We start from the raw sequence: 19,934 nt of genomic DNA, 5'->3' as shown, positions 1-19,934 counted from the left end.
GAGCGGTCCGCGGGGTTTGCGGCCGGCCTTTCGGCTCTTACCGTCTATCCTCGGGCTCCACCTCCCCTCGAGCTTCGACGAAAAGCCCATGCCCGATCAAGGTAAGAGAAGAAGCTTAAGAAAGAATTACGCGCCGCTTAAAGGTCTATTGCGTCTTCCAACGCCTCATGGCGACCGAGACCGGCCGGTCTAGTAAATTGGGTGGCAAGCTCCTGCGTCTGGCCGGGCGGTCGGAGGTGTGGGCTTCCGTCGTGGTCCGGCGGACGTGTACGCACCGAACGCGCGGTTCGTTATACTGGTTGCTTGTGTCGGGAGGGTTTGTACGGCTCTTGGTGGCGGAGCCGGTCGTGAACGGGGAGGCCCGAATCGGTGGCCCCGGTCCGTGGCATTGGGAGGAGGAGCAAATGGAGGCAGCAACCGTTACTGAGTGGGGGAGCCGCTCCCGAAGAGATGCTTGCGCGACCGGCCAGCCCTCGAAGCATGGAGGACGCGTGCAACAGACTGACGCGCGGCCGAGTCACCGGATCATGGACGTGCGCCTCGAACGCGCCGAGGTGGTGGATAAGAGACCCGGACCGGGGAACGCGCCTGGTGTAGAGGTGCCGCGGTGAGGCCGGACGTGGCGGTAGGGGCCGCGGACGGTGCCCCGTCCGTTGCCACTCTGGTCGCGCGGTTCCTTCGCGAACGCGGCGTGCGCCGGTTCTTCGGTCTGCAAGGCGGCCACATCCAGCCCATCTGGGACGGGGCGGCGCGGTTGGGCGTGGAGATCGTCGATGTCCGCGACGAACGATCCGCGGTACACATGGCTCACGCGCACGCCGAGCTCACCGACGGGTTCGGCGTGGCGATGGTGACGGCGGGCCCCGGTGTCACCAACACCGTCACGGCCGTGGCGAACGCGCACGTCTCGCGGATACCGCTCTTGATCATCGGCGGCTGCCCCCCTCGCCCGCAGGTGAACATGGGCCCGTTGCAGGACCTGCCGCACGTCGAGATTCTGGCCCCGATCACCCGCAGGGCGCGCACCTTGCGGGTGGGCGAGCAGGTGTTGAGGGAGCTCGACGAGGCGCTCGCCCTCGCCTCTGGCGACGGCGGCGAGCCCGGCCCCGTCTACGTGGAGATCCCCACCGACGTGCTGCGCGAGCGCGTGAGCCCCGCCTTGGTGCTCGACGAGTACCTCAGGCCGAAGCCCCGCAGAAAAATCCTGCCGGACCCGTCGATGGTGGAAGAGGCCGCGGAGATCCTCGGCTCCGCCCGGCGCCCCGCCGTCATCGCCGGACGCGGCGCGCGCCGGGCCGCCCACTCGCTCGTGCGTTTCCTGGACGCCTCCGGGGCGCTGTACCTCGATACGCAGGAGAGCCGGGGGCTGGTGCCCGCCGAGCACCCCTCGATCGCGGGCGCGGTGCGGGGCGCCGTGATGGCGCAGGCCGACGTGGTCCTCGTGGTGGGGCGTAAGCTGGATTATCAGGTCGGCTACGGCTCCCCCGCCGTGTTCCCCGAGGCGCGCCTGATCCGCATGGCGGATGCCGCGGGGGAGCTCTACGACAACCGACGGGGCGAGGTCGAGATCCTCGCGGATACCTCGCTGACGCTGGACGCGCTCTCCGACGAGCTCGAGGGCCGAAAGGGCAACCTGGACGCCGAGTGGACGGAGGGACTTCGGGCGAAGCACGTCGAGCGGCGGGAAGCCGCCGGCGCGGCGCTGGCGGAGGCGCCCGACGGGGAGGACGGCCGCATGCACCCGAACCGGATCTTCCACGCCATCCGCGAGCTCGGCCTGGACGAAGGTTGGATCGGCATCGCCGACGGCGGAGACCTGCTGAGCTTCGCGCGCACCGGCCTCGACGCGAGGACCTACTTGGACTCCGGGGCCCTCGGCTGCCTCGGGGTCGGGACACCCTTCGCGGTCGCGGCGGCGCTCGCTTATCCGGACAGGACCGTGATCTCGGTTAACGGCGACGGTGCGTTCGGCCTCAACGCGATGGAGGTAGACACGGCGGTGCGCCACGGGGCAGGCGCCGTGTTCATCGTCGCCAACAACGGCGCGTGGAACATCGAGCGCTACGACCAGGCCACGAACTACGGGCTGGTGGTCGGGACCGAGTTGGGGGAGGCCAACTACGCCCGGATGGCAGAGGCTTTTGGAGCTTACGGAGAAAGGGTAACCGACCCCGAGGACCTGCCCAACGCGCTCCGGCGCGCCCTGGACAACGCGCCCGCCCTGCTCGACGTCCTCGTCAGCAGGGAGGCCGTCTCGTCCGACGCCAAGAAGGGGCTTGGCTTCGTCGCCGACTACCAGGCGCTCAACACGTGGAACGACGCGGAGCTCGAACGCCGCAAGGGGACAAAAGCCCCGGAGCAGGTCTCGCAGAAAGAGCCGACCAGGGGTTGACGAGGGCGAGACCCGGAGCCGGTCGCGCGACCTGCTCCGGGTCGTGCGCCGCGGCGAGCACGGCCCGGCTACCTTGCGGAGAAGAAGTCCATGATCTCGCGGTTGGCCGCCTCGGGCTGCTCGTAGTGGACGAAGTGCCCGGCGCCCGGGGCGGCTTTCAAGGAATAGTCCGAGAAGTAGTCGCCGAGGCGGTCCGCCCATTCGAGCTTGATCAGGGGGTCCTCCTCGCCCCAGTAGAAGCGGGTAGGTACGTCTATCTTCGGCAGCTTCGGTGGCCCGTGCCGCCAGATCTCGGTCCTCGCCTCGTCGATGCCTCTGTACCAGTCGAAGCCGCCCTGGAGGTTGCCCGGCTTCATGAAGTTGTCCACCCAGGCCTCCAGGTCCTCGTCGAAGCGGCCGGGCTCGTGCGCCCAGTGGTCGAGGAAGTGCTTGATGTAAGTCCTGCACGTCTCGCGGTCCCGGCCGACGAGGGACGCGGCCCACGGCTGCTGGTTGAACGACTGGTACCAGATCTCCTTGACGCTCCGCGGCTCGATCCAGCGCTTCCCGATGCCGGGGTAGGCGCAGTGGAAGAAGAACAGGCCCAGGAGCCTCCCCGGGTACTTCCTGGCAAAGGCCTGGGCGACGAAGGAGCCCAAGTCGTGGCTGACCAGACCGAAGCGCTCTATCCCCAGAGAATCCGCGAGCCCCCTCAAGTCCTCCACCAGCGCGTCGAGGAGCCGGCTCGGGGGATCGGGCAGGCCGGGCTTCTCGGTCTCGCCGAACCCCCTGAGGTCGGGCACTACAACGTCGAAGCGTTCGGCCAGAACGGGGATGTTCTTCCGGTAGACGTACCAGAACTCGGGCCACCCGTGCAGCAGCACGAGCGGCATGCCAGCCCCATGGCGAACGTAGTGGACCCCGATCCCGTTCGCCCGGGCGTACCCGTGATTCCAGTCCATACCTCGCGCCCCCTCATCACATCATCCAAGAGGCCTTACGGACGCCCCTTCGAGACCTTCGCCAGCCGTAGCCCGCGCGCCTCGCCCGGGTTCGCAGACACGACTTCTCGCGTCGCGTAGGCCGCTACAGGAGTAGTCGGGCGGCGGACGGACTCCTACTTGCGCACCCGAACGTCCGCCGCCTCACTGTCCCACGTATCAGGGGTGATGCCCTGTTCCCTGAGCACGCTCTTCCTGACCTTCTGGTTGGGCGTTTTGGGTATCTCCGCGACGAACTCTATGTAGCGGGGGACCGCGAAGTACGGCATCCTGTCGGCGCAGTACTCGTGGAGCTCCGCCGGGTCCGGCTTCTCCCCCCATCCAGCACGACGCAGACCTTGACCTCGTCCTCCGCCCCGGGCCGAGGTCCGACGGCACGGCGAACGCGGCGGCCTCCTTCACGGACGGATGGTTGTTCAGGATGCTCTCGATGGTGAACGACGAGATGTTCTCCCCCCGGCGGCGAATGACGTCCTTCGCCCGGTCGGCGAAGTACAGGTAGCCCTCCTCGTCCAGCTTCGCCATGTCGTCGGTGCGGAACCACAGGTCGCGCCAGGCCTCCAGGGTCTTCTCGGGGAGGTTGTTGTACCCCTTCATGAGGATGCCCGAGGACTTGGGGCGCACCACGATCGCGCCGAGCTCGTCGGGGCCTCGCGGCTCGCCGGTCTCGGGATCCTCTATCTTGACGTCGAACCACTTCTCCAGCGGTTTTCCGGCGGCACCGGGGCGCAGGGGGTCGTCCATGTTCCGGTACGTGACGACGCCTATCTCGGTCATGCCGTAGCCTTCCAGGCACTTCAACCCGAACCGCTCCTCGAAATCCTCGACGATGTCGCTCGGCGCCGGCTGGACGAGCACCCGCCGAAGCGGGTTGTCCCAGTCGTCGTCGCGCGCGGGCTGACCGTAGATAAACTGGAGGATCACCCCGATCGTGTTGGTTATGGTCGCGCCGCACTCCCGTATCTGCCGGAGCCAGCCGGAGACGGTGAACTTCGGCCAAATGCTGACGCGCCCCCCGGCAAGCAGCACCGGGAGGACCTGCATGAACTGCGCGTTCCCGTGAAAGAGCGGGTTGCAGACGTAGCCGACGTCGTCGCTCGTCAGGTGCGCATTGTCTATGACGGCCTGGGCGAAGATGCCGCTGACCCCGTACGGGAGCACGACCCCCTTCGAGGGTCCCGTCGTGCCGGACGTGTACAGGATGCCCATCGTGTCGTAGAAGCGGGTCTCGGCGGGCTCGGGGAGGGCCTCCGCGCCCTCCAGCTCGCCCCAGGAGCGCATCTCCAGGGAACTATTCGCGCGCCCATCGGCCCCGCCATCGCCTACCACGACGATCTTCTCCAGGCCCTCCAGGTCGCCTGTGACCTTCTCGAACCTCGGGAGGTACTCCTGGTGCACGATCGCCACGCGCGCCCCGCAGTCGTTCACCTCGTGGGTGAGCCAACCCTCCTTGTAGTGGATGTTGATGGGGACCTCGGCGGCCCCAGGAGGTTCGTGCCGAACCACGACAGCACGATCTCGATGCTGTTGGGCAGCATGATCAGGACCTTGTCGCCGGCCTCGACGCCCAGTCCCCTCAGCCCCCGGCGACGCGCAGGCAACGCTCGTAGAGCTCCCGGTAGGAGAGCGGCTCCTCGGTCTGCCACCCCAGAGCCGGGAGTCCGGTCTCTCCCTGGCCTGGCGGGACAGCATGTTGCCGATCGTCCAGCCGTCCTTTACCTCTGTCGTCAAGGTCGTGAGCGATCCCATGCGATGGCCTTCCTTTCCCCGCGGTTGCCTTCTCCTACGTCTGGCTCTGTTCCCCGTTGCCGGCGTACCGGCCCTTCTCGGCCCGGTCCCAGACCTCCAGGGCCTGGCGGTCGGGCACCCAGGCCAGCCCGTTCTTGAAGTCGGGCGACTCGGCCTCCTTCGTGACCGCCACGTTCAGCAGGGCCGGGGCGTTCGCGAAGGCGCGCTCCAGGGCGCCGGGCAGGTCTTCCGCCTTCTCGACCCGTTCGGCGTACAATCCGAGCCCCTCGGCCACCCGGTCGTAGCGGCAGCCGGGAAGGTCCACGCCGACCAGGTTGCCGCCGTACCCGACGATCTGGTCGTTGCGCTCGATCGCCCACGACTCGTTGTTCGCCACCACGAACACGGCGCGTGCCCCGTGGCGGACCGCCGTGTCGATCTCCATCGCGGTCAGGCCGAACGAGCCGTCCCCGACCACCGCGATCACGCGCCGATCGGGGAAGTTCAGGGCCGCCGAGTTCGCGAACGGCACCCCGACGCCGAGGCATCCCAGAGGACCGGGATCCAGGTAGGTCTCCGCCCTCAAGCCCCCCCGGGCGAACGAGAGGATGTCCCCGCCGTCCGCCACCACGATCGTGTCCTCGTCGATGAATTCGTTGACCGCCGCCAGAAGGGACGCAGGATGCATGTAGCCGTCCGAGCCCGGGGGCTGCTCCCCCATCCGGGCGACGAACTTTTCGCCCTTCTCGCGGTCGTAGGCTTTGAGGGCTTCGATCCACTCCGCATCCGGCCGCTCGGGGGCGGCGCCCGCTCCGGTCAGCGCCCTCAAGGACGCGGCGACGTCGCCCAGGATCTCCGCGTCGCCGCGGCGGTTGTCGAAGAGTTCGTCGCCGCTCGCCCCCAGCCTGACGAACTTCGCGTCGTCCGAGAACACGGCCCTGGAGCCGTAGGCGAGCTGGAAGTCCAGCTTACGCGCGACCGTGACGACGACGTCCGCCTCCGACATGGCCTTCGCGCGCGAGGCGGGGACGGAGGCGGGGTGATCCAGGGGTATCACCCCGCGGCTCTCGGCCGTATCGAGGTACAGCGCGCCGCTGGCCTCGAGAAAGTCCGAGAGCTCCTTGCCGGCCGCCCTCGCGCCCTTGCCCGAGATGACGAGCGGGCGCCTCCCCTCCCGTATGACGGAGGCCGCCCTCGCGACCGCCTCCTCGGGAGGCACGACCCCTTCCCCGGGACGCGGCTCGAAGAACAGCTCGTCGACGTCCGCGTCGGGGATGTCCGCCCGGAGGAGGTCCGTGGGGAAGTCTATGTACGCCGGGCCGGCCGGGGTCCCGACGCCCTCGGCCGCGCGCATCGCGGCCTCCAGCCTTGGGAGGATGTGGTGGCTCTCGTAGACGGACTCGACCCTGCGGCAGATCGGCCGGATCAACTCCCCCTGCGGGATGTCCTGAAGCGCCCCCATCCCGGCCTGCGGACGCGGCGGCCGCCCCGAGACGACGAGGACGGGGAGCGGGAGACGCTCGCGTTGGCGATGCCCGTGATGGCGTTCGTCAGCCCGGGACCGGCGGTCACCATCGCCACACCCAAAGACCCCGTGAGGTCCGCCTCGGCGTGCGCCATGTACACGGCGGCGCACTCGTGGCGCACGTCCACGACCCTGATGCCGGCCCGCGCGGCCTCGTCCCAGATCGGCTGGACGTGCCCCCCGCAGAGGCCGTAGATCCTCCCTACCCCCCGGCGCGCCAGAAACTCCGCGACCAGGCGGGCGCCCGTACGCGAGCCGGTCCTGGCAGGGGCCGTCGTCGCCTCCATCACTTCCTCCCGTCGATCTCTCGGCATCAAGCCCGTCCCTCCCGGATGAGGCCCGCGGCCTCGGCTTGCTTGAACGTGTCCGTGTACTGGACGAACCGGACGATGCGGCCGTCCCCGAGCTCCACGAGGTGCGCGAACTCCGCCCGCATGGGCCTGCCGGTGCCCCGGTGAGTCCCCTCGTAGAAGCCCAGAGCGACCACGGACTCGCCCGCGTCGAGGTACCGCTCGACGATGGCCCTCCAGCCCTCCCAGTCCTCCCTGAGCCCGGCGAAGGCGCCGCCGAAGATGGCGTCCGCCCCGACGTAGCGGCCCCCGCCGGGGAAGCCCTCCATCTGCACCCACTCTACTCCTGGGTCGAACAGCCGGCGGAGACCGCCGTCGTCACGCTCGGCGAACAGGCGATACATCTCCCGGACGGTCTCCACGCCCTTCGAGGTCTGCGCCCCGGCTCCTTCCCCGGCGAGGGAGGGTTCTCGAGCCGTGCCTCGCCCCCCCTCGCTCACGCTTCCACGCGGAGCTTGACGGGCATGTTCCCCCGCGTGGCCCTGGAGTAGGGGCAGACCTGGTGGGCCTTCTCCATCATCTGCTCGGCCTCCTCCCTGGAGAGGGACGGCATCCTTCCGACAAGCTCGGTCTCGAGCGCGAAGCCGCCGTCGGGGGGGTGGCCGATGTCCACGTTCGCGGTCACGCTGACCCCGTTTACGTCTACTCCCTCCTGACGGGCGACGAGCCGTATGGCGCTCTCGAAGCACGCCGCGTAGCCGGCGGCGAAGAGCTGCTCGGGGTTCGTCCCCTGCCCGCCGAGCCCCTTCGGCATCGCGAGGTCCATGTCGAGCACGCCGTCCGAGGACGCCACGTGGCCCTGGCGGCCGCCCTCCACGGTTGCGCTCGCGCTGTACAGCTTCTGCACCTTCTTCCTCCTATCCTGCCGCCACGGCAGACGAACCCCCGGGGTCCTCCTGCGGCACGGACGGTCCCCGCGAGCCCAATGAGTCCGGGCATCGCGCTCGCCGTCCCCGAGAGCGCCCGGCGGCGCTTCTCCGGCTCTCGCGCGGGGACCAGGAGGCCGGAATCGGGGCTACCCGCGCCGACGGCGAGCCGAAGCGCCGGGCGGTCGTCGTGCGTTCGGGGAGGCCCTGACGAGCCTCCCCCGGACGAAGAGGACGTCCCCGCGCGGCCTTACATGCCGGGGGCGTCCGTGTTGCTGGGCGTCGTCTTCTGGGAGACGATCTCGTCGTAGTTGCGCTTGATGTACTCGCCGCACCGCACCGCCAGCGCGCCGATGGTGGACGTCGGGTTGACCGCGCCGCCGGTGGTCAGGGAGCTCCCGTCGACGATGAACAGGTTCGGGACGTCCCAGGTCTGGTTGTACTTGTTGGTCACCGAGTCCTCGGGGTTGTTGCCCATCCGGCAGGTGCCCATGAGGTGCCAGGCGGGCGGCGGGTTCAGGACGCCGGTGTCGTTCGTCTCGGTCGCCCCGACGGCCTCCGTGGCCTCGAAGATGCGCTCGATCCCGAAGTTCGAGAGCGCGATGTCGTTCTCGTGGGGCACCCAGTTGACGTTCGCGGCCGGGAGCCCGTCCGAGTCGGTGACGTCGTGGTCCAGGGTGACCCTGTTCGTCTCGACCGGCAGGTCCTCCCCGAACATGAAGACCATGAGGTGGTGCGCGAAGTGGTCGTTGAAGAACTTGCGATGGCCCTCGCCCCACGGCGCCGTGTAACCGGTGTGGGTGCCCACGGAGGTGTACGCCGAGCCGAAGGAGCGGGCGACCTGCATCCCGAGGCCGTTGACGAAGCCGCGGTCCGTGTCCGTGTGGTAGAACTCGTGGCAGTACAGGGGGGCCCCGAAGGCGCCCTTGAAGCCCTCGATCGGGTCCTCGAACCACGAGTCGCAGAACGCGAAGATGTGGTGCATGAGGTACTTGCCCACAAGCCCGTTGCTGTTAGCGAGCCCGTCGGGATGCCCGTTCTGGGCGCTCATCAGGAGCAGGCGCGGGGAGCCGATCCCGTTCGCGGCCAGCACCACGATCTTGGCCCGCACCTCGCGCCGGCTGCCCGTGTTGCGGTCGATGTAGGTCGCGCCCGTCACCTTGCCGTTGCTGGAGTTGATCTGCTCGACGCGCGCCATCGGCCTGAGGTCAGCGCCGTCCCTGATCGCCTGTGGCCAGTGCGTGTAGTCCGGCGTGCCCAAAGACCCCCGCGGGCAGCCGGAGAGGCAGTTACCGCAGGCGTTGCAGGGGAGGCGGCCGTCGCGGCCCTTGGTGATGATGGCGTTGTCCGACGGCCACCAGTGCCAGCCCAGCTGTTTGGCGCCGCGGGCGAACCTGAGGCCCAGCTTCCCGGGGTGGACGGCGGGGTCGCGCTGCAGGCCGTTCCGGGGAGGGTAGGAAGGGTCGCCGGTCATGCCGGAGATCCCGTACTCCGCGTCGTTCTCGTCGTAGAACGGGGCGAGGTCCTCGTAGGTGATCGGCCAGTCTATCGTCCCCTCGAGCCCGTGCTCGGTTCCCTTCTTGAAGTCCACGGGCTTGTAGCGCGGCCAGTGTCCGGCGTAGTGGAGGGTGCTGCCGCCGACGTTGTTCATCATGTACGGCGTCGTGAACCCGCTGACCGGGTAGTCCTCGGGGAGCTGGCGGACGTTGGGGTCGTAGGCCCAGCCCCGGTTCTTCTCGATCTCCCACTCGTTGTGGAAGTGGGCGTGCTGCGCGGGCTTCACCCAGGGGCCCTGCTCCAGGCACATGACCTTCATCCCGGCCGCGGCCAGCTTCTTGCTGACCCCCGCCCCTCCCGGTCCCGAGCCGATGACCAGGACATCGGTCTCGTCGTAGCTTCTTCTACCCACGTTCTCCCTCGCTTCCTTCGGGAATGGCGCCGTTTATTGCTGGCCGTTCGGGCTGTTCTGGATCCAGCCGATCTTGCTCAGGTCGATCCGCTTGACGTCCTCGGTCGCGATGTAATTACCGCCCCCGCGCGCGTTGAAGGTCTCCTCGTCCGCGCTCCACCGCTCGATGGTGCGGATGTAGCCGTAGGGCTGCGGCGGACCGTGGTAGTCCCTGGCCGCCGGCAGGTTCTCCTGGATCGCCAGCGTCACGGCGGGCCTGGAGTAGTACCCGTAGAAGACCATGTTGCGGAGCTGGGTGAAGAAGGTCTCGTCCTCCTTCTCGACCCGCTTGAGGATCTCGACCCGCCCGGCCCCATCGGCCTGCAAAAACTCGTCGCCGAGGTTGTCGATGGCGGCCTTGAACTCGTCCTCCTCGGCGAAGGGGTAGTGGAGCGCCTTCTCGCCGCTCGGCGCGGTGTAGCGCCCGATAAAGTCCACCACGTCCACCTCGCTCGGCGCGGGGAAGCCCTCGCCCGGCGGGATGATCTCGTCCGCAGCCGCGTTCAGGATCTCGACCTGCCGATCCGAGAACTCGACCGGCTCCTCGTGGCCACCGAGCCGGGGCCTCCCGACGTCGAAGCCGGATAGCTCGGGATCCGGGGCGACTTCCGGCGCCCCCCACACCATCGGCTGTTCCTGGTCCAGCTTCTCACTCATCGCGTACTCCCTTCCCCGATTACGTTACGCGCTCTGCTTGCTCGACCTTCCGGGTCTACCGTGTCCCCTGCGAGCTCCCCTCCCCCTTGCCCTCCTGCGAGGACGCGGAGGGCGCGGACCTGCGCCCCCCTCCCACGCCCCGCTCCATCAGGAACTTGTAACCGTAGGGGATCTCGACGGAGAACCCCGAATCCCTGCCGCCCTCGCGGGCGTAGATGTGGTAGCTGTCCGACGAGTAGACGTCGGCGAACGGGCGCTCCACGTACACCCCCACGCCGGCCGCCTCGCCGACGTGTATGTCCCCGCCGCCCAGAAACGAGGCGTCGATCAGGAGCAGCGTCGTCCCGCCGCAGCAGCCGTTGTCGATCTTGAAGGCGACCTCGCCGCGGCGTTCCTTGAGCTCCGCCAGCTTCTTCCCGGCGTCCGGCGTTATCGTTATCTGCGCCATCGTCGCCGGCTACAGCGGAGCGTCGGCCCAGTTTGCGGGGAGCCCCGGGGCACCGGTCAGGCGCCCATCGAGGTTGACCGTGACGTGCTTGACCTGGGTGTAGCTCTGGATCGTCTCCAGGCCCTCCTCGCGGTTGACCCCGCTCTGCTTGTTGCCGCCGTGCGGCGCCTGGGGCACCTCGCCGTACCAGTCGTTGATGATCACGCCGCCCGCCTCGAGGCGTCGGGCCGTCCTGAGCGCCTTGTCGATGTCCTGCGTCCAGATGCCCGCGAACAGCCCGAACGGCGAGTCGTTGGCCTGCCGGATCATCTCCTCCTCGTCGTCCCAGGCGATCACCGAGAGCACCGGACCGAAGATCTCCTCCTGCGCTATGCGCATCTTGTTGTCGACGTTGGTGAAGACGGTGGGCTCGACGTAGTACCCGTCCCCGAGACCGTTCTCCTCGATGCGGTCGCCGCCGATGAGCAGCTCGGCGCCCTCCTGCTTGCCGACGTCGATGTAGTTGAGCACGCGCTCGAGCTGCTCCTGCGAGACCAGGGGCCCCATCTGCGTCCCGTCGTCGAAGGTGTCGCCGACGCGCACGCTCTTGATCCTCTCGACGAGGGCGTCGAGGAAACGGTCGTAGATGTCGCGGTGCAGGAACAGCCGCGTGCCGGCCACGCAGACCTGCCCGGCGTGCGAGAAGACGCCCTGCATCGTGCCCTCGACCGCGTCCTCGAAACGGGCGTCGGGGAAGATGATCTGGGGGCTCTTGCCGCCGAGCTCCAGGTTGATCTGGGCGATGTGGTCGGCGGCCATCTTCGCGACGAGCTTGCCCGTGGAGACCGAGCCGGTGAACGTGATCCCCTCGACGAGCTCGTGCGACGCGAGCGCGGCCCCGGCCTCGGCCCCGTAGCCGGTCACTACGTTTACGACCCCCGGCGGGAAGCCGGCCTGCTCGCAGAGCTCCGCGAACTTCAGCGCGCTCAGGGGCGTCTCCTCGGCGGGCTTGATGACCACGGTGTTCCCCATCGCGAGCGCGGGCGCCACCGAGCGGACGGTGATCAGGAACGGGTAGTTCCAAGGGATGATGTGCGCCGTCACGCCCAGCGGCTCCAGCAGCGTGAAGTCCAGCTGGCCCCCGGGTACGTTGATCGTCCGGCCGCCGACCTTGTCCGCGAGCCCCGCGTGGTAGTCGAACCAGAGCGGGGTCGCCTCCATGAGCTGCAGCGCCTTGGCGTAGTAGTGTCCGCTATCCAGAGCCTCGATGCGGGCGAACTCCTCTTTCTGCTCCGCCAGGAGCACCGAGAGCTGGCGCAGCATCATGCCCCGGGCGAAGGCGGGGGTGTCGCGCCAGGCCGGGAGCGCCTCCTTGGCCGCCCGTACCGCACGATCTACGTCCTCGGCCGTGCCTCGCGGTACGGTGCCGATCACCCGGCCCGTGGCCGGATCCACGGTCTCGAAGGTCTCGCCGGAGGACGCCGGCCCCCACTCACCGTTGATGTATATGGACATCTCCCCGACGTGCCGGTCCCTCGGAGCTTCCTCGGTTTGCAGGGCGCCGGCCGGTACGGTCCCGTCCGTGGTGCGTTGCGTAGAATCGTCTGTAGCCATCTTTCCTCCTTCGTCCCCTGATCCGGCTACGTGTCGAGTGCAGCATTTAGCATGGGGTTACGCCGAGCAGGCAAAAACAAGCATTGCCCGGTCACCTGCAAGCGACGACAACCTTCGTCCGTGGTCGAACCCTACTTCTTCATGCGTCTCTGGCTGCCCCCTTTTGACCGCCTCCTCTTTCCCAATGCGACGCAGCTTACTAATGACCGGTCATTATGTCAACCGAGCGCCCGTTCGTTAAATATGATTTGTGCCTTTTGACAATTCTGGCGCAGAGAGGGGCAGCCATATGGAATTAGCCACGTACCCGGCTAAAGCATCGTTTACGCGGCGGGGTCGAATGCTCGAACAGTACGACCATCAACATCGGATAGCGTCGTGTGGAAGAAGGGTTACGTCCGGGCTACGCCGCCGAGGTAGATCTTCTCGAACAGCTTGGCCAGGTCCTCGGGGGAGAGCTCGCCGTCGGTCCTGTACCAGAAAATGGTCCAGTTCAGAAGGTTCAGGAGCGCCAGCTCGAGCTCTTTGGCCGACGCCTCCTTCCACAGCACCCCGGCCTCCTGCGCCTCCGAAACGATGGCTCGCACCAGGCTCTCGTACTCGTCCCTGAGACGCACGATCTCCGCTCGTCGAGGGGCCGATAGGGCCCTGAGCTCCGTCAGCATCGTCGCGTGTTTCTCCCTGTCTTCGAGCATGGAGACGACGTGCGCCCGTATCATCGCCCTGACCCGATCCAGCGGGTCGCTCTTGTCCGCAACTGCCGTAGCGACCGCGGAGCGGATGTTGCGCAGCGACTCCACGCAGAGATCGTAGAGCAACTCTTCCTTGCTCTCGATGTGGTAATAGATCGAGGCCCTCTGTACCCCGAGCGATTCGGCGATCTCGCGCGTCGTGGTCGCCGCGTAACCCTTCTCCCAGAAGAGCCGCGCGGCTTCCTCCCTGAGCTTCTCTGCGGTTACCGCGCCACCCTGGCGGTTGGTCGGCTTTGCTCGGTTCTTCACTTGCTCCTTTCGCGCTTCCCTGAAGCCCCTAGCTCGCGTGTGCCTGCGAGGCCAGGGATGGTGCCCTTTGCGATACCTCTAACTTCTGGCCAGCCCTCGCTTCGATGAGCGCCTGCCCAAAAGGCCGTTTTCGCTGCCTCGTACGGAACCTAGAACCTTCCGAAACGTGGTTCGAGTCAAGTACCAGCATGGCACAATCAACCCATTAAGTCTCTATATTGCCGCAATGGCTACGATCGAAACTATGGGCCAGGTCGTTACGGACCTGATGCGGTCGGAACGCGGAACGGAGATCGAGGCGTTCTTGATGGTGGGGGACGGCCATGATGTCCCCGACGGGGGGCGCTGTGGTACGACGCGGCGGAGATGGTCGTCGGCGACGACGACACCGCGACGATGGGCAGCGGCGAAGTGTCGGCGCTTGCGACGCCGCGCTTGCTCGCGCTCGCCGCGGCCGCAACGGTCGCCGCCCTCGCCGGTCATCTACCCGAACACGAAACTTCGGTCGGCACACGAGTGGAACTCGAACATCTCCGGGCGACCGGGGTCGGTAAGCGGGTCGCCGCGCACGCGGAGCTCGTTGGCATCGCTGGGTGGCTGCTGCGTTTCACGGTGCGCGCCGAGGACGGGGAGGGCTTGCTCGTGGGCCGCGGCGAAGTGACGCGCGCCGTCGTCGACCGAAAGCGCTTCGCATCTCGCCTCGACTGAAGGGGCATCGTCCGCGACCGAGAAGGATCGTCGTTCGGTCGCCCTCGAGTGGATCGCGGCCGTATGCGTACCCTTCACGCTCACCTGGCTGATCGCGGCGAGACCGCGATCATCCTCAGCAGCGTCGGGGAGCCCGTCTCCGTGAACGCCGGGGGCTCGTCGCAGCGGCCCGGGCGGGCGGAGACGCTGCTGTCGCCGGCGGCGCTCGGGCGGGTCGAGATCGAGGGCCCGGCCGACGTCTCAACGGGCTACCTCCCCGACCTCTAGCGCGACGTCCTGGGGCCGCTCACGCCCCAGGATTCGCACCCGAGGTCATCGCGGCGCTCGGCGCGGTGCCGGCAGCCTGACAAGGAGTGCGAGGCGTCGCCTGGTACGAGGACGGCCGATCGGCCGAACCAGCCCGCGAGCACACGCACCGGCACGCCTTCTCGCGCCCTCTCCTCGGGCGCGTCGGCGAAGCGCCGGCCGGCGGCGGCGTCCCCGAAGATGTAGTCGTCTAGGTGCGCCAGAGCTCCGCGCCCGCGGCGATCGGAGCCGGGCCGACGGTCCCGGAGAGGGCGGACCGTTCAGCCGGCGAACTCGCGAGCCGGCAATCCGGCCACCCCCACCGCGGCCCGGAACAGCGAGCCTGCCAGCGGCTCCTCGCCGGGATCGAGGTTCTCTCGCGACGTGGTGATAAAAAGCTCGTCCAGGTTCGGGCCGCCGAAGGCACAGGCGGTCACCTTGCTCGCCGGCACCTCGACCACCTCGTCGAGTACGCCGTCCGGCGTGTAGCGGCGTACCGCGCCGTCCCCGTAGAGCGCCACCCAGACGCCGCCCTCCCCGTCGACTGTCAGGCCGTCCGGGTTTCCGTCCGGGATCTGCACGAACGGGCGCCGCCCGGTCAGACCGGTGTCGGCGTCGTAGTCGAAGACGTCGGTGCGGCCGGTGGGGGTGTCGTTGTAGTAGGCGCGCGAGCCGTCCGGGCTCCACTCCAGCCCGTTCGAGACGCTCACGTCCTCCAGCACCACGCGCGCGGAGCCGTCGGGGTCGAGCCGGTACAGCGCGCCGGCGCCGGCGCGCTGATCGTAGGCCATCGACCCGCAGTAGAAGCGGCCGTCGGGGTCGCAGCCCCCCTCGTTCATCCGCACCGTTTCGTCGGTCCACAGCTCGTCGAGGTGCGTGAGCGTCCCGTCGGGGTCCTCCATCGCGAAGCCCCGCTCCACGCCGATGACCGCCCCGCCCCGGCGGCGGGGGCGGAGGGCGGCGGCGATGCTGCCGACGCGGCGCCGGCCGACCGCGCCGTCGGCCCCCAGAGACAGGACGTCGCCGGCCATCATGTCCACCCAGCGCAGCCCGCCCCATCGCTCCGACCAGACCGGTCCCTCGCCGTGGTAAGCCACGGGGTCGGTGACTTGTTCAGCCCGCATGATCACGCCTCCTCGTTGGCGGCCAAGCCCGATCCGCCGTCCGATCGTATGAGCCCATCCCCCGATCCTATCGCGTGCTCGGGCCTTGCGCGGGAAACCCGCCGATCCACCCCCGAACGGCACGCTCGGTCTACTGATGCACGGGTAGCGATCGACGGGAAACCGCCCGGCGATTCTGGCTCACTCCTCCGACCCGCGACGACATGAAGCCTTTCGGTTCGGAAGCCTTACAGCGAGCGAAACGGTACCGACCTTTGGTCGCGTTTGACCTTCTATTTTCAACGGCGAATAAGGCATGGACATCCGACGTCGGGATCGTCCCGCCACGCCTCGACTCGCGCCCCTCGACACGGATCATCTCTCTGCCGGAGTAGCTTCGGTCTTGCTCGGGTCTTTCGTGCCGAGGTCCGATCCCTCGGGTATCGCAAACAAGCGCGGCCCACCGGCGCGGTGGCTCATTCGGACCGCCCCCGCGCCGGCGCTTGCGGGCCCCCCGGCGACCCCTTGCTTCTACGCCGCCCGACGAGCTCCCAGAAGCCCTCCTCCCCGGGGACGCCCGGCAGGAGGGAGTAGAGCGCCCGAAGGACCAGCCAGATCGCGAGCCCCGTCGCCAAGCCCTCCGGCAGCCCGATCGCGAGGCGCGTTATCGCGTTGACCTTCGCCACCTGGGCGTTGAACCCGTCCGTGCCGAACGACGCGGTGACGATCGAGAGGTTCAGGAGGAAGTTGGCGACCCCCGCGGCGGCGTGCACCACGGCGAGCATGGCGGTGCCCCGCACCAGCGCCCTGCGCACCGGGCGCTCGGCGAAGAGCCCGTGCAGGGCCGACTCCTGCTCGGGGGTGCGCGGGTCGAGGCCCTGCTCCGCGAAGGCCCGCAGGGCGGGGCGGCCGAGGAGGAGCGAGCCGGCGAGGATCAGGACGGTCACGGCGCTGCCCGCGGAGTCCTTGAGCGCGAAGAGCGCCCCGTCGACGAACCAGAACGCCAGGAGCCCCCGCACGAGGGCGTTGAGGCCCAGAAAGGCCGTGATGAAGTTGAGGCGCTTGGTGACGAAGAAGAGGTCCACCACGACCCAGCCCACCGGGACGAGTGCCGACAGGAGGTACGCGGGGACGGCACCCAGGGGTTCGGAGAGGTAGGAGAGCACCAGGATCGGCACGACCGCGCCCAGGAGGACGTCGAGCGCGAGCTTCGCCGAGCGGCTCACGGGGTTCGGCCCCCACTCCCGAGCGGCCTCAACCGCGCTTCGGGGGCAAGCGGGACCGGCGAGGCGCTCCGCGTCGGGGCCGGGCCGTGGCCGCGACGGTCGCTCCGCCCCTCGGCCTCCTGCGCGGCGTTGAGGTGCTTGCAGCGCACGGCGAGAGAGCGCGCAACGCCCCTTCTTGCAGAGCTTCGCGCCGGGTCGGCTCCAGATGACGGCCCGAGCCGCAACACCGGCGCCGGAGCTCTACTGCGAGGCCACCGCCTCCCTCCACGCTCAGCCGTCGCGGCTTCGAATTCGGACGTGCTGGGGCTCCGGCAAGTTGGCCCCGCCCTCTATCTTGATCTCCAGCAAGCCGTCCTCGAACCTAGCGTCCATCTTGCTCCCGTCCACGCCATCGGGCAGATTGATGACGCGACGAAACTGACCGTAGGAGCGCTCCCGCGTGTAGAAAGCCGGCTCCTCGTCGTCCAGCTCGCTCCTGCGCTCACCGGACACGCTCAACACGCCGTTGGCGAGCGTGATGTCTACGTCGTCCTGGCGCACGCCGGCGAGCTCGCACCGGATCACCAGGTCGTCGCCCTTGGCGAATATGTCCGTGGTCGGAACCCAGGCGGTGGCGTAGGTCCTGCGACGATCCTCCCGCGCCTGCCCCCCACCCTCGGCTACCACCTCCCGCATCCGGGCCATCTCGCTCATGTGGTCTATGAGGCCGCGGAACGGATTGCGCGCTCTCTCCATGCTCCCTCCTTCTGGCTTCTTCTCCGGGTCACGTTTTTCTCCGGCCAGTTTACGCCCCCCGGGCTTCCTCATCCCCGGGTACCGGGGGCCGTGTCCGTCCCACCGAGGCCCGGGGGACGAAGACCGTCTCGCCTCTCACTTCGCCCGTGTTGCAGGCGCAGGCGAGGCCCGACTCGTTTGCCCCCGAAGACATCACCGGCTCCCAGCTCTCGGTGCCCGTCCTGCGGAGGGTCCGGCCTCGTTCCACACGGGAGGCCCGGGGTATCCGGTCCCCTTCAGGGCGAGAACCTCCATCCCCGCCCGCCGACGTGTCGGGCGGGCGGCTTCGGCCGCCCGCTCCAACAGCTACTCGGACCGGCGCCGAAGCCCCGTTAGATGCGGCGTCGGTCCCGCTCTTGAGGGCTCTCGGCGGACATCTGCTGCGGGGCGGGAGCCCCGCCGGTACCGGAGATCGCCCTGTCCGGCTCCGGCGCGGCGAGCGTGTCCGGCCCCCGGTCGGCGCGCAGCGCCTTGAGTAGGGAGAAGCACAGCCCGATCAGGATGAGCACGAACGGCGCCGCGGACGCGATCGCCACCGACTGCAGGGCCGTTATCGCCGCGTCCACCGAGCCCTGGATAGCCCCGGCCAGCAGGCAGATCGCCGCGGCCGCCCCGGTGAAGACGCCCCACACGACGACGGCCCACGCCCTGGGATTTATGTTGCCCTTGGAGGAGAGCATGCCCATCACCACCGAGGCCGCGTCGGCCCCGCTGATAAAGAACAGCGCGACCAGGATGATCGCGATCAGCGACGTCAGGCCCGAGAGCGGGAACGCGCTCAGGGTGGAGAACAGCGCCGCCGGCTGGCTCTCGGCCACGGCGCCGGCTATGTCCGCTCCTCCCGTGAGCTGCAGGTTGATGGCCGTGCCGCCGAGGACGGCGAACCACACCCAGCTGACCAGGCTCGGGACCAGGATGACCCCGACGACGAACTCCCGGATCGTCCGGCCCCGGGAGATGCGGGCTATAAAGGTGCCCACGAACGGCGCCCAGCTTATCCACCACGCCCAGTAGAAGATGGTCCAGCCGGAGACGAACTCGGAGTCGCCGTAGGAGGCCGTCCTGAAGCTCATCGGAACGAGGTTGGCCAGGTACCCGCCGAGCGACTGCACGAAGGTGTCGAGGATAAAGACCGTCGGCCCCACCACGAACAGGAAGAAGAGGAGGAGCACGGCCAGCACCATGTTGGTGTTGGAGAGCCACTGGATGCCGCGGTGTACCCCGCTGACCGCCGAGAGGATAAAGCACAGCGTCAGGACGACGATGACCACGATCGCAAGCCCGACAGCGTCGCGTCCGCCGACGCCGAACAGAACGTCCAGCCCCTCGTTGATCTGCAGGGCTCCCAGGCCCAGCGAGGTGGCCGAACCGAACAGGGTGGCGAAGATCGCCAGGATGTCTATGGTCTTGCCCGCGGGCCCGTAGACCCTGTCGCCGAGGAGCGGGTGGAAGGCCGTGCTTATAAGGTTCGGCATCCCCCTGCGGAAGCAGAAGTACGCGAGGGCCAGCCCCATGATCGCGTAGATGGCCCACGGGTGGAACGCCCAGTGGAAGTACGAGTACTCCATGGCTACCTGGGCGGCCCCCCTGGTGTTCGGCTCCGCCGCCCCGGCCGGGGGAGTGCCCATGTGGGTCATGGGCTCCGCGACCCCGAAGAACATCAGCCCGATGCCCATCCCCGCGCTGAACATCATCGCGACCCACGAGACCGTTCGGAACTCCGGTTGCTCGTCGTCAGCGCCCAGCCTGATCCTGCCGTAGCGACTGAAGGCCAGGTAGACCGAGAAGGCCAGAAAGCCGAAAGACGACAGGATGAACACCCAGCCGAAGCTAGGCACCAGGAAGTCGAACAGGACCGCGTCGAAGACGGCGGCGAGGCTGTCCGCGAAGAACACGCCCCATGCCACGAACAACGCCGACAGGACCGCCGCGACCCAAAACACTGTCGAGTCTATTCTTGGACTTGCCGGTCTTTGCATTGTCTTCCTTCCTTTACCCACCTTCTCACCACTTTCCCGACCCTCATGCAAAGGATTTTGCATTGTAGAGCATAGCGCATTTGCATTGTAAAGCATAGCGCACCTTGAATTGGCCGCGCGACTGAAGCGTGAATGTTCCGTGGAGGCGCCCGTCTCCCGGACCGGCCTCGACGAGGAGAAAGGGTACGGAATCCTGATGAGCCCCGCAGCATGGGTACAACCTCCCTCCGTTGCCCTTCAGCCCAGGAAGAGACCCCGCAGGGATACCAGGGGTGACGGCAAGCCTGGGCTGCGCTTTCCGGGGAGATAAGCTCCGTGTTCGGGGGCGGGTAGTGCCTCCGCCCTCCGCCAAGACGCTGGACGTGCGGGGC

Annotated in this window: 18 protein-coding genes and 1 pseudogene; 3 read left to right on the top strand and 16 right to left on the bottom strand. The window is 68.3% G+C overall.

Annotation, left to right across the window (positions count from 1 at the left end; genetic code table 11):
* Positions 1–607: 607 nt before the first annotated feature.
* Positions 608–2,392 carry a thiamine pyrophosphate-binding protein gene (locus tag GBA65_RS01980; protein WP_207956071.1) on the top strand — a complete coding sequence of 595 codons (1,785 nt, stop codon included), beginning with the start codon at positions 608–610 and terminating at the stop codon, positions 2,390–2,392.
* 68 nt (positions 2,393–2,460) lie between these two features.
* Here GBA65_RS01980 and GBA65_RS01975 read toward each other — a convergent pair whose 3' ends face one another.
* The 12 genes and pseudogenes from GBA65_RS01975 to GBA65_RS01930 all read right to left on the bottom strand — a co-directional run bounded on the left by GBA65_RS01975 (position 2,461) and on the right by GBA65_RS01930 (position 13,488).
* Entirely contained in the window at positions 2,461–3,333 is an 873-nt protein-coding gene (locus GBA65_RS01975; protein WP_166395145.1) for an alpha/beta fold hydrolase, read from the bottom strand.
* Between the two features lie 155 nt (positions 3,334–3,488).
* A complete protein-coding gene (locus GBA65_RS25985; protein ID WP_407691034.1) occupies positions 3,489–3,641 on the bottom strand; it encodes a hypothetical protein in 153 nt (50 codons plus the stop codon).
* Between the two features lie 376 nt (positions 3,642–4,017).
* Positions 4,018–5,064, bottom strand: a pseudogene (locus tag GBA65_RS25980) (AMP-binding protein); the annotation flags it as partial.
* Positions 5,065–5,155: 91 nt separating this feature from the next.
* On the bottom strand, positions 5,156–6,562 hold the full coding sequence (locus GBA65_RS25740; protein WP_323127069.1) for a thiamine pyrophosphate-binding protein: 1,407 nt from the start codon (positions 6,560–6,562) through the stop codon (positions 5,156–5,158).
* On the bottom strand, positions 6,526–6,939 hold the full coding sequence (locus GBA65_RS25735) for a thiamine pyrophosphate-binding protein (RefSeq protein ID WP_323127108.1): 414 nt from the start codon (positions 6,937–6,939) through the stop codon (positions 6,526–6,528). Before GBA65_RS25735 ends, GBA65_RS25740 begins: the two co-directional genes overlap by 37 nt.
* Complete coding sequence (locus tag GBA65_RS01960) at positions 6,939–7,337, bottom strand: nuclear transport factor 2 family protein (protein WP_207956069.1); 399 nt, start codon at positions 7,335–7,337, stop codon at positions 6,939–6,941. Before GBA65_RS01960 ends, GBA65_RS25735 begins: the two co-directional genes overlap by 1 nt.
* Before the next feature lie 74 nt (positions 7,338–7,411).
* Positions 7,412–7,822, bottom strand: a complete 411-nt coding sequence (locus GBA65_RS01955; RefSeq protein WP_166395143.1) for an organic hydroperoxide resistance protein — start codon at positions 7,820–7,822, stop codon at positions 7,412–7,414.
* 269 nt (positions 7,823–8,091) lie between these two features.
* Positions 8,092–9,750 (bottom strand): GMC family oxidoreductase, encoded by a 1,659-nt coding sequence (locus GBA65_RS01950; protein ID WP_207956068.1) that lies wholly within the window; start codon positions 9,748–9,750, stop codon positions 8,092–8,094.
* Positions 9,751–9,783: 33 nt separating this feature from the next.
* Complete coding sequence (locus GBA65_RS01945; protein ID WP_166395142.1) at positions 9,784–10,446, bottom strand: gluconate 2-dehydrogenase subunit 3 family protein; 663 nt, start codon at positions 10,444–10,446, stop codon at positions 9,784–9,786.
* 55 nt (positions 10,447–10,501) lie between these two features.
* Entirely contained in the window at positions 10,502–10,894 is a 393-nt protein-coding gene (locus tag GBA65_RS01940) for a DUF779 domain-containing protein (RefSeq protein ID WP_166395141.1), read from the bottom strand.
* A 9-nt stretch (positions 10,895–10,903) separates the two neighbouring features.
* Positions 10,904–12,487: an aldehyde dehydrogenase family protein gene (locus tag GBA65_RS01935; protein ID WP_207956067.1), complete on the bottom strand. Its 1,584-nt coding sequence runs from the start codon at positions 12,485–12,487 to the stop codon at positions 10,904–10,906.
* Positions 12,488–12,879: 392 nt separating this feature from the next.
* On the bottom strand, positions 12,880–13,488 hold the full coding sequence (locus GBA65_RS01930; protein WP_166395140.1) for a TetR/AcrR family transcriptional regulator: 609 nt from the start codon (positions 13,486–13,488) through the stop codon (positions 12,880–12,882).
* A 366-nt stretch (positions 13,489–13,854) separates the two neighbouring features.
* Here GBA65_RS01930 and GBA65_RS01925 point away from each other — a divergent pair, with 366 nt between their 5' ends.
* A complete protein-coding gene (locus GBA65_RS01925) occupies positions 13,855–14,196 on the top strand; it encodes a thioesterase family protein (RefSeq protein ID WP_166395139.1) in 342 nt (113 codons plus the stop codon).
* 63 nt (positions 14,197–14,259) lie between these two features.
* Positions 14,260–14,463 carry a hypothetical protein gene (locus GBA65_RS01920; RefSeq protein WP_166395138.1) on the top strand — a complete coding sequence of 68 codons (204 nt, stop codon included), beginning with the start codon at positions 14,260–14,262 and terminating at the stop codon, positions 14,461–14,463.
* A 299-nt stretch (positions 14,464–14,762) separates the two neighbouring features.
* Here the strand turns inward: GBA65_RS01920 and GBA65_RS01915 are convergent, their stop codons facing one another.
* From GBA65_RS01915 to GBA65_RS01900, 4 genes are all read right to left on the bottom strand, one after another.
* Positions 14,763–15,605, bottom strand: a complete 843-nt coding sequence (locus tag GBA65_RS01915; RefSeq protein WP_166395137.1) for an SMP-30/gluconolactonase/LRE family protein — start codon at positions 15,603–15,605, stop codon at positions 14,763–14,765.
* A 455-nt stretch (positions 15,606–16,060) separates the two neighbouring features.
* A complete protein-coding gene (locus tag GBA65_RS01910; RefSeq protein ID WP_166395136.1) occupies positions 16,061–16,810 on the bottom strand; it encodes a VC0807 family protein in 750 nt (249 codons plus the stop codon).
* 270 nt (positions 16,811–17,080) lie between these two features.
* Positions 17,081–17,545 carry an Hsp20/alpha crystallin family protein gene (locus tag GBA65_RS01905; protein WP_166395135.1) on the bottom strand — a complete coding sequence of 155 codons (465 nt, stop codon included), beginning with the start codon at positions 17,543–17,545 and terminating at the stop codon, positions 17,081–17,083.
* A gap of 371 nt (positions 17,546–17,916) precedes the next feature.
* On the bottom strand, positions 17,917–19,527 hold the full coding sequence (locus GBA65_RS01900; protein ID WP_228281616.1) for a BCCT family transporter: 1,611 nt from the start codon (positions 19,525–19,527) through the stop codon (positions 17,917–17,919).
* Positions 19,528–19,934 lie beyond the last annotated feature (407 nt).

Origin of the sequence: Rubrobacter marinus (assembly GCF_011492965.1) — a bacterium.
Classification (GTDB): Bacteria; Actinomycetota; Rubrobacteria; order Rubrobacterales; family Rubrobacteraceae; genus Rubrobacter_F; species Rubrobacter_F marinus.
The sequence above is the reverse complement of the archived record's forward strand: the minus strand, read 5'-3'. Positions and strand labels throughout refer to the sequence as shown.